7 protein-coding genes and 1 pseudogene are annotated in these 7,847 nt (G+C 72.7%); all 8 read right to left on the bottom strand.

The features are described from left to right. Positions 1 to 93: 93 nt before the first annotated feature. The 8 genes and pseudogenes from B7L92_RS34940 to cpaB all read right to left on the bottom strand — a co-directional run bounded on the left by B7L92_RS34940 (position 94) and on the right by cpaB (position 7,757). Entirely contained in the window at positions 94 to 1,632 is a 1,539-nt protein-coding gene (locus B7L92_RS34940) for a sensor histidine kinase (protein WP_081241241.1), read from the bottom strand. Between the two features lie 17 nt (positions 1,633 to 1,649). Next, positions 1,650 to 2,537 (bottom strand): DUF5936 domain-containing protein, encoded by an 888-nt coding sequence (locus B7L92_RS34935; protein ID WP_081241240.1) that lies wholly within the window; start codon positions 2,535 to 2,537, stop codon positions 1,650 to 1,652. Positions 2,538 to 2,567: 30 nt separating this feature from the next. Next, the gene (locus tag B7L92_RS34930; protein WP_081241239.1) at positions 2,568 to 3,512 is read right to left on the bottom strand and encodes a type II secretion system F family protein; all 945 of its coding nucleotides are present in this window, start codon (positions 3,510 to 3,512) and stop codon (positions 2,568 to 2,570) included. A gap of 11 nt (positions 3,513 to 3,523) precedes the next feature. Continuing rightward, positions 3,524 to 4,861, bottom strand: a complete 1,338-nt coding sequence (locus B7L92_RS34925) for a TadA family conjugal transfer-associated ATPase (protein ID WP_081241238.1) — start codon at positions 4,859 to 4,861, stop codon at positions 3,524 to 3,526. A 25-nt stretch (positions 4,862 to 4,886) separates the two neighbouring features. Beyond that, positions 4,887 to 5,222: pseudogene (locus B7L92_RS43085) on the bottom strand (TadE/TadG family type IV pilus assembly protein); the annotation flags it as partial. Between the two features lie 172 nt (positions 5,223 to 5,394). Next, a complete protein-coding gene (locus B7L92_RS34915; protein WP_081241236.1) occupies positions 5,395 to 5,790 on the bottom strand; it encodes a septum formation initiator in 396 nt (131 codons plus the stop codon). Then, entirely contained in the window at positions 5,787 to 7,040 is a 1,254-nt protein-coding gene (locus B7L92_RS34910; RefSeq protein ID WP_081241235.1) for a CpaE/TadZ family protein, read from the bottom strand. Before B7L92_RS34910 ends, B7L92_RS34915 begins: the two co-directional genes overlap by 4 nt. A 9-nt stretch (positions 7,041 to 7,049) precedes the next feature. Further along, complete coding sequence (gene cpaB / locus B7L92_RS34905) at positions 7,050 to 7,757, bottom strand: Flp pilus assembly protein CpaB (protein ID WP_081241234.1); 708 nt, start codon at positions 7,755 to 7,757, stop codon at positions 7,050 to 7,052. Between the last annotated feature and the right edge of the window lie 90 nt (positions 7,758 to 7,847).

Below are 7,847 nucleotides of genomic sequence, written 5' to 3'. Positions count from 1 at the left end.
GGGGGACGTTCTGGAAGGGGTTCGGCGGCGGCTGCGTGGGGCTCTGCATGGGGCTGCCTCCTCTCCGGGGACGGGGGGACACGTACGGCTTGCTCATGGGGTCGCCTCCGGGGGACCGGGTGCCGTCACGGCCGCCAGGGGGAGTTCCAGCCGGACCTCCGTGCCCCGGGTGTGCGAGCCGCGGCCGATGCGGATGCGGGCGCCGACGGAGGCCGCCCGTTCGACCATGCCGAGCAGGCCGAAGTGGCCGGCGCGGCGGAGTTGTTCGAGGTTCGTGCCGGGCGGGAGGCCACGGCCGTCGTCGTGGACGCTGATGCGGAGCAGGCCGCCGTGGACGCCCGCGCACACGTCGACCCGGGTCGGCCCGGCGTGCCGGTGGGCGTTCTCCATGGCCTCCGAGGCGATGGTGAGGAGCTGGCGGGCCACCGCCGGGGGGACAGGTGGGACCGCGTGGTCGCCGGTCGGGCGGTAGGCCGCCGGCAGGCCGGTGCGGGCGCTGAAGTCACGGGTGCGGGCCGCCAGCTCGACCAGGACGTCCGTGCCCTGCTCCGGGTCCGATTCACGGCGCAGGTCGGCGAGGAGTTCACGGGATTCCGCCGCCGCGCGGCGGGCCGAGCGGGCGACGAGTTCCGCCTGTTGCCTCACCAGGGCAGCGTCCATGTGCGGGGCGCCCGCCGTGCCCGCCAGGCCGTCCGCCGCCAGGGCGACTCCGTGCAGGGTCTTCGCCACCGAGTCGTGCATCTCCCGGGCCAGACGGGCGCGTTCCGCGCCGACCGCCTCGGTGACGGCCAGGCGGGCCTGGACCGCCGTCAGGACCTGGGTCGCCGCGCCGAAGCGGAGCATCAGGTTGCGCAGGCTGGAGCCGACCGCGCCCGCGACCACGCAGAGGCCGGGCAGGAGCAGCGTCTGGGCCAGTCCCTCGTGCGGGTCCTCCAGGGTCGCGTAGACCAGCAGCAGGATCAGGCCCTGGAGGGAGGCGAAGACGGCCGCGCCCCGCCAGCCGTAGACCAGGCCCGCCAGGAGCGGGGTGCAGACGCTGACGTAGGCGAGGGTGGTGTCCGGGCCCGCGGAGACGAGGAGCAGGGCGCCGAAGAGGGTGTCCACGGCGAGGAGCGTGGGGTGGCGCAGGAGGAGGGGACCGAAGCGTTCCCAGTCCCGGAAGAGCACGTAGGACGCCATGAAGGTGACCACGACCGCGCTGCCGACCAGGCGGGTGCCCCAGCCCGGGCTCGCGTTGAGGAGGGCCGCGGGGGCGGCGATCGCGATCATCGCCAGCCGGAAGCCGAACGCCTGCCGGCACAGGGCCTGCAGGGCGTTGATCTGGATGTCGACGTCCGGTGCGGGTGCGTGGGGGGTGTTCCGGCCTTCGGCCGGGGTTCCGTTCCCTGCCGCATCACCCGTGCGGCTCTCGCCGTCGGGGGCGGGCGGCCCCTGCGGGGGCCGGGCGCCCCCGGCCGCCTCCCAGCCCGGTGGCAGCACCGGCGTCGCCGACGTCACCGGGATGTCCGCCGCGCCCGTCCGGACGTGGGCGGGGAGGACCGTGCCCGCCGGTGGGGTGGTGATCTCGGGCGTCCTGGGGCGTCGGCGGAGCAGCCCCGCGCGGTCCCCCGTGCGTTCCCCGGTCGTCGTCATGGCGCCCCGCCCCCGTCCTACTCGCCCGTGATCGAGCCGAAGTCGGTGCCGGAGCCGAGGATCAGGCCGGCGCCGAGGAGGATCATCGTGGCCGGGACCATGAACGTGGTGATCATCATGGTGGCCTTGGGGACCGCGCGGGCGGCCTTGCGGCGGGCGTTCTGGGCGTCCGTGCGGCGCATGTCCTTGGCCAGGGACACCAGGGTGTCGACGATCGGGGCGCCGAGTTCCTCGCCCTGCTGGAGCGCCGTGACGAACATGGCGACCTGCTCCGAGTCGTTCCTGCGCCGGAGTTCCGCGAAGGCCTGGCGGCGGCTCATGCCCAGGTCCATCTGGCGCAGGGTGATGCGCAGCTCGTCCGCCCACGGGCCCTCGTACTTCGACGCCACGCGGTCCAGGGCCTGGCGGAAGCCGAGCCCCGCGCTCACCACGACCGCCAGCACGTCCAGGAAGTCCGGCAGCGTCCGCTCGATCACGTCCTTGCGGATGCGGATCGCCGACCAGATGCCGACCTCCGTCCAGAACGCCCCGAAGGCGAGCAGCAGCAGCGCCACGAAGAGCTGGCCGCGCAGGAGGAAGACCAGGAAGCCGACGCCGCCGAGGGCGCCGTAGACCGCGCGGCGGGCGGCGTAGCGGTCGAGGGTGAGGCCGCCGGGGTTGCCCGCCAGGTCGATCCTACGGCGGTACTTGGCGACCTGCTTGGGGCCCATGAGGCGCAGCACGGCGGGGGCGTAGCGCATGCCGAGGCGGTCGACCAGGGAGTCGACCGCGCCGGTGCGGGTGGCGCCGACCTCCAGGGCGAGGGCGAGGTCGCCGGGGAGCTTGGCCTCGGCCCGGTACATGCGGATGCCGGCGAAGAAGCCCCAGACGCCGAGGCCCATCAACAGGGCGAGCAGAAGTCCCATGGTTCCTTCCTCCTCTGCCGTTCCGGCTGCTCAGACGTCGATGCGGGACAGGCGGCGGATGAGGACGAAGCCGACGGCGTAGAGGCCGAAGGCGATGATCACCGCGGCCTGGCCGACCGGGGAGCCGGTCATGCGCTCCAGGGCGCCGTCCTTCACCCCGTTCATCAGGAAGAGCGAGCCGACGCCCAGGACGGGGACGGCGTACGACGTCATGCTCACCTGGGAGAGCTGGGTGCGGACCTCGCGCCGGGTCTCCTTGCGCTCCTCCAGGGTCTCCGTCAGGTTGCGCAGGGCGCTCACCACCTGACCGCCCGCGCGGTTGGACAGGACCAGCGTGGTGACCAGGACGACCAGTTCCCGGGAGGGGAGGCGGTCGGCGAGTTCGCCCAGCGCGTCGTCCATCGAGGCGCCCACCGCCAGTTGGTTGGCCACCTTGGACAGTTCCTCGCCCGCCGGGGCCTCCAGTTCCTCCGCGGCCATGCCGATGGCCGTGCGGAGCGCCAGTCCGGCCTGGGTGGCGTTGGCCAGGATGCGTGCCAGCTCGGGGAGTTGGTTGATGAACTTCTCGATGCGTTTCTGGCGCTGCCAGTTGAGAAACTGCAGGGCCGCCCAGATGCCGAGCAGCCCGGCGATCGGACCGAAGAAGGGGGCGAGGGTCGCCTGGCCGACGAGCCAGAGACCGGCGACCGTGGCGAGCATGGCGGCGAAGAACTCCCCCGGGGTGACGTCCAGGCCGGTGGCCGCCAGGCGCAGCTCCAGCTTCCTGCCGAACGTGGTGCGGCGCAGTCGGCGGTCCAGGGTGGGGAAGTGGCGCCGGCGCCCGACGATCGGGATCTGCCCGGTGGCCGACAGCCGGTCCACCAGCGCCTGCCGCTGTGCCCTGCCGGTGGCGTAGGAGTGCACGCCGACGACCGCGAGGACGCAGGTCAGCAGTGCGATGCCGGTGGTCAGCGTGATCAGGTTCTGCAGATCCATGGGGACGGTTCCTACCTGGCTTCTCGGGTGGCGAGCTGGTCGGCGGACTGGGCGATGCCGAAGGCCTGGGGGATGGGCTGGCTCGCCATGTAGAGGCGGTCGGCGGTGCGGCGCGGGAGCGGGTGGTACGCGAAGGCGCCGTAGACGCGGCCGTCGGCGGCCATCGGCTGTGCCTGGAAGCGGGCGACCGTGGCCAGCCGGTACGGCTCGCCGCCGTGGCTCTCCAGCAGGGCGATCTCGGTGATGCGGCGGGCGCCGTCGGCGAAGCGGGTGAGCTGGACGATCACGTCGACGGCGCTGTTGATCTGGTCGTGCAGCGCGGCGAAGGGGATCTCGACGTCGGACATGGAGGCGAGGGTCTGCAGGCGCATCAGCGCGTCCTCGGCGCTGTTGGCGTGGACGGTGGCGAGGGAGCCGTCGTGACCGGTCGACATCGCCTGGAGCATGTCCAGCGACTCGCCGCCGCGGACCTCACCGACGACGATGCGGTCGGGGCGCATGCGCAGGGAGTTGCGCACCAGGTCGCGGATGGTGACCCGGCCCTTGCCCTCGACGTTCGGCGGGCGGGACTCCAGGCGGATGACGTGCGGCTGCTGGAGCTGGAGTTCGGCGGAGTCCTCGATGGTGATGATGCGTTCGCCCTCGGGGATCAGGCCGGAGAGGGCGTTGAGCAGGGTCGTCTTCCCGGTGCCCGTCGCACCCGAGACGATGACGTTGAACCGCGCCTGCACCAGCCCGGCCAGCAGGTACAGCATGGGCTCGTCGAGCGAGCCGAGGCCGATGAGTTCGTGGAGGGTGAAGGAACGGGGGAAGCGGCGGATGGTGAGGATGGCACCGGTCAGGGACAACGGCGGGATGATGACGTTGACGCGCTCGCCGGAGGGCAGGCGGGCGTCGACCATCGGGTTGGACTCGTCCACGCGGCGGTTCACGGTGGAGACGATGCGCTCGATCGTCTGCATGAGCTGGTCGTGGGAGGCGAACCGCATCGGGAGCTGCTCCACCCGGCCGCCGCGCTCCACGAAGATCGCGTCGGGGCCGTTCACCATGATCTCGGTGATGGAGGCGTCCTCCAGCAACGGTTCCAGGATGCCGAGGCCCAGCGCCTCGTCGACGACCCGGCGGATCAGCTGGGAGCGCTCCACGGTCGACAGGACCGGGCCCTCGCGGCTGATGATGTGGCCGAGGACGCGTTCCAGCCTGGCCCGGCGCTCGGCGGCGGCCAGCGAGCTCATCTCCGCGAGGTCGATCTCCTCGAGGAGCTTGGCGCGGTAGGAGGCGACCAGGTGGCCGTCCTCGCCCCGGCCACCCGTCTCCTCGGGGGAGTTGATGCGTGCCCGCAGGCTCATGGGTCCGGTGCTCCTCGTTCCTCGGTCAGTGGTCGAGCGGCATCGTGGCGGTCTTCCGGGCGGGGCCGAAGTCCCAGCCCGGCACGATCGAGGGGATGTCGACCGTGGCGGTGACGGTGACCTCGTCCCCTCCTTCCGCCGCTCCGCAGGAGGTGCCTCCGGCCAGCCAGTCGCTGACGGCGGCGGCGCAGGCCGGCCCGGCCCCCCGGTCGAGCGAGGCGCTGCGCGCCCCGGCACGGGCCGCGGTGCCGGCCTGCTGGGCGGTGTAGGCGATCAGTCCGAGCTGGACGGCCGCCATGGCGACGATGATCAGGACCGGGATGAAGCCCAGGTACTCGAGGGCGGCCTGCCCGCGGTCCCGGCACTCGCGGTCATGGGGCCCGCGGTCCCGGCGTTCGTGGACATGGGGCCCGCGATCCCGGCGTTCGTGGACATGGAGCCCACGGGCATGGGACTCACGGGCACGAGGCCCACGGCCATGGGGCCCACGGTCACGGGGTTCACGGTCACGGGGTTCACGGTCATGAGACATGTCAGTCCACCTCCTCCACCGCGCCGGCCCTGCCCTTCACCGCGAAGGGGAAGTTCGCCGTGCCCGGGAAGAGGACGGGCACGTTCAGCCGCACCTCGGCCGTGACATAGCCGCCCGCCGTCGAGCAGTTCACCGTCGCGGCCCCCTCCCACGCATCGGGCAGCTTGTCCAGCCCGGCCTCCTGGCAGGCGCCCTGGCGGACTCCCGGCGTCGCCGCCGTGCCCGCCCGCACCGCCTCGTCCGCAGCATTCCCCGCGAGCGTGAACGTGTATCCCACCAGCACGAGTTGCCACAGCACCACCAGCGTCACGAGGATCGTCGGTGTCATGCCGAGGAACTCGATGGTGACCTGGCCACGGTCCCGGTCGCGTGCAGGTGATGCGGCCCGCATCCTCATCCCCCTCCGTCCCTGCGCCGTCGGAAGCTCACCGATCCCCGGTCACCGCGCAGCCGGCCCGCCTTGTGGGCGCCCTCGGCGGCCCTGACCAGGCCGAGTTCGCCGGCCAGGCCCCACAGGGCCTGCTTGACCGCGCTCTTGCTCTCCAGTTCGTGGACGCGGCCCGCGTCCACGACTCCCTGCAGTTCCTTGAAACCGGCCGGTACCGCGGTCGCCGCGACCGCCGTGCCGGTGATCCGCTGGATGAGCGGGGGCTGGATCTCCGTGGCCCGGGTGTGGCGGTTGACCACCACCGTGGTCTCCTCCGCCTTGCGGATCTGCAGCCGGTCCCACATCCGCACCGTCCGCTTGGCGCCCCGTACGGCGATCACGTCCGGGGTGGTGACCAGCAGGGCCGTGTCGGCCATCTCGACCGCCGCCGCGCCGGCCCCGGAGAGCTGGGCGCCGCAGTCGATGACGACGACCTCGTAGCGGGAGCGCAGGGTGCTGACGATCTGGCGGGCGGCGCGGTCGGTGACGTCCTCGCCGCGTTCGCCCTCGGCGGGGGCGAGCAGCAGCGCGAGGCCGGTGTCGTGCCGGAAGACCGCGTCGGCCAGGACGCGCGGGGAGATGTCGTTGATCGCGGCGAGGTCGACGACGGACCGGCGGAACTGCACGTCCAGGTAGGAGGCGATGTCACCGGTCTGGAGGTCCATGTCGACGAGGGCGGTGGCGCGTCCGGACGCCTGGGCGGCGAGGGCGAGCTGCACGGCCGTCAGGGTGGCGCCCACCCCGCCCTTGGCCCCGCTGACCGTGACGACCGTGCCGCCGACGCCGGTGAAGACGTCGCTGCCCGCACCGAGGTGGCGGCGCACCCCGGCCGACCACTGGGCGACGGCCTGGACGCGGCTGGCGAGCTCCTCGTAGCTCAGCGGCAGGGCGACCAGTCCGCGGGCGCCGTAGTCCATGGCGGCCTGGAAGAGGCCGGGGCTCGCGTCGGAGGTGACGAGGATGACGCCGACGGCCGGGAAGCGCAGGGCCACTTCGCGGATCAGCTCCAGGGCGGGGACGGGGCCGATCCGCTCGTGCACGACCACGACCTCGGGCAGCTCGTCGACGGACTCGGCGGCCAGGCGCGCGAGGGTGTCCACGAGCTGGGTGGAGTCGGCCACCGGGGCCACCGGCTCGGCGTCCGGGAGCTGGCTGAGCAGTGTGGTGAGGGACCGGACCGCGTCCGCGTCGCCGACTGCCGGGAGGATCCTCGTGGGCATGCGGGCCTCTCACTTGTCCTTCGCGAGTTCGTACGTCCGCTGCGAGTCGGGGACGCTGGTGTCGCCGCCGGGCGCCACCAGCGCGAGGCGGACCCGCTGGGCGAACGACTCGGCGTAGGTGATGCGCTGGGCGTCGATGGTGGACAGCGCGAAGGTGATCGGGACGGCGTCGGTGGGCCGGCGGCCGCGGTCCTTCTCGTCGGGCTCGAGGGCGGTGAGCCGACCCACGTCCAGGACCTTGGCGTTCGTCACGATGATCTTGGACTGGGCGGCGGCGCCCTCGCGCTCCCCCTCGAAGGTGGCGTAGACGTTGACCGTCGAGCCCGGCGTGATCTTGCCGGCGACGCCGGTCGCCGCGTCGATCATGATGGCGACCTCCTGCTGCCCCGGCTGCAGGGCGGGCTGGTCCACGACCATGTCGCTCTGCAGCAGGGAGCCCTCGCGCAGGGTGGTCACGGCGATCTTGCCCCGGATCTCGCGCAGATCGGTGACCGCGTTCTCGGACAGCCACCGCTCGGGCATCTTGATCTTCTCGAACTGGCCCGTGCTGAGGGCGCTGTAGGGCGCCACGTCCGTTTTCAGCCGGTACGCGGTGACCTCGGGGCCCACCTTGGACTTCACGTCGTTGATGACGGAGAGCACGCCGGCGAACGCGCCGAGGGCGCACAGGACCGACAGGAGCAGGAGTATCACGCCGCGGCGCTGACGGGAGTTCATGAACCGTGCAACCTCATCGGGGGATCGGTCGAGCGGGATCGGGCGGGCGGGGCCAGGTGCGGTGAGCGGTGGGCCGAACGGGTCGAGCGG

The sequence above is a fragment of the Streptomyces viridosporus genome, assembly GCF_002078235.1.
Lineage (GTDB): Bacteria > Actinomycetota > Actinomycetes > Streptomycetales > Streptomycetaceae > Streptomyces > Streptomyces viridosporus.
The sequence above is the reverse complement of the archived record's forward strand: the minus strand, read 5'-3'. Positions and strand labels throughout refer to the sequence as shown.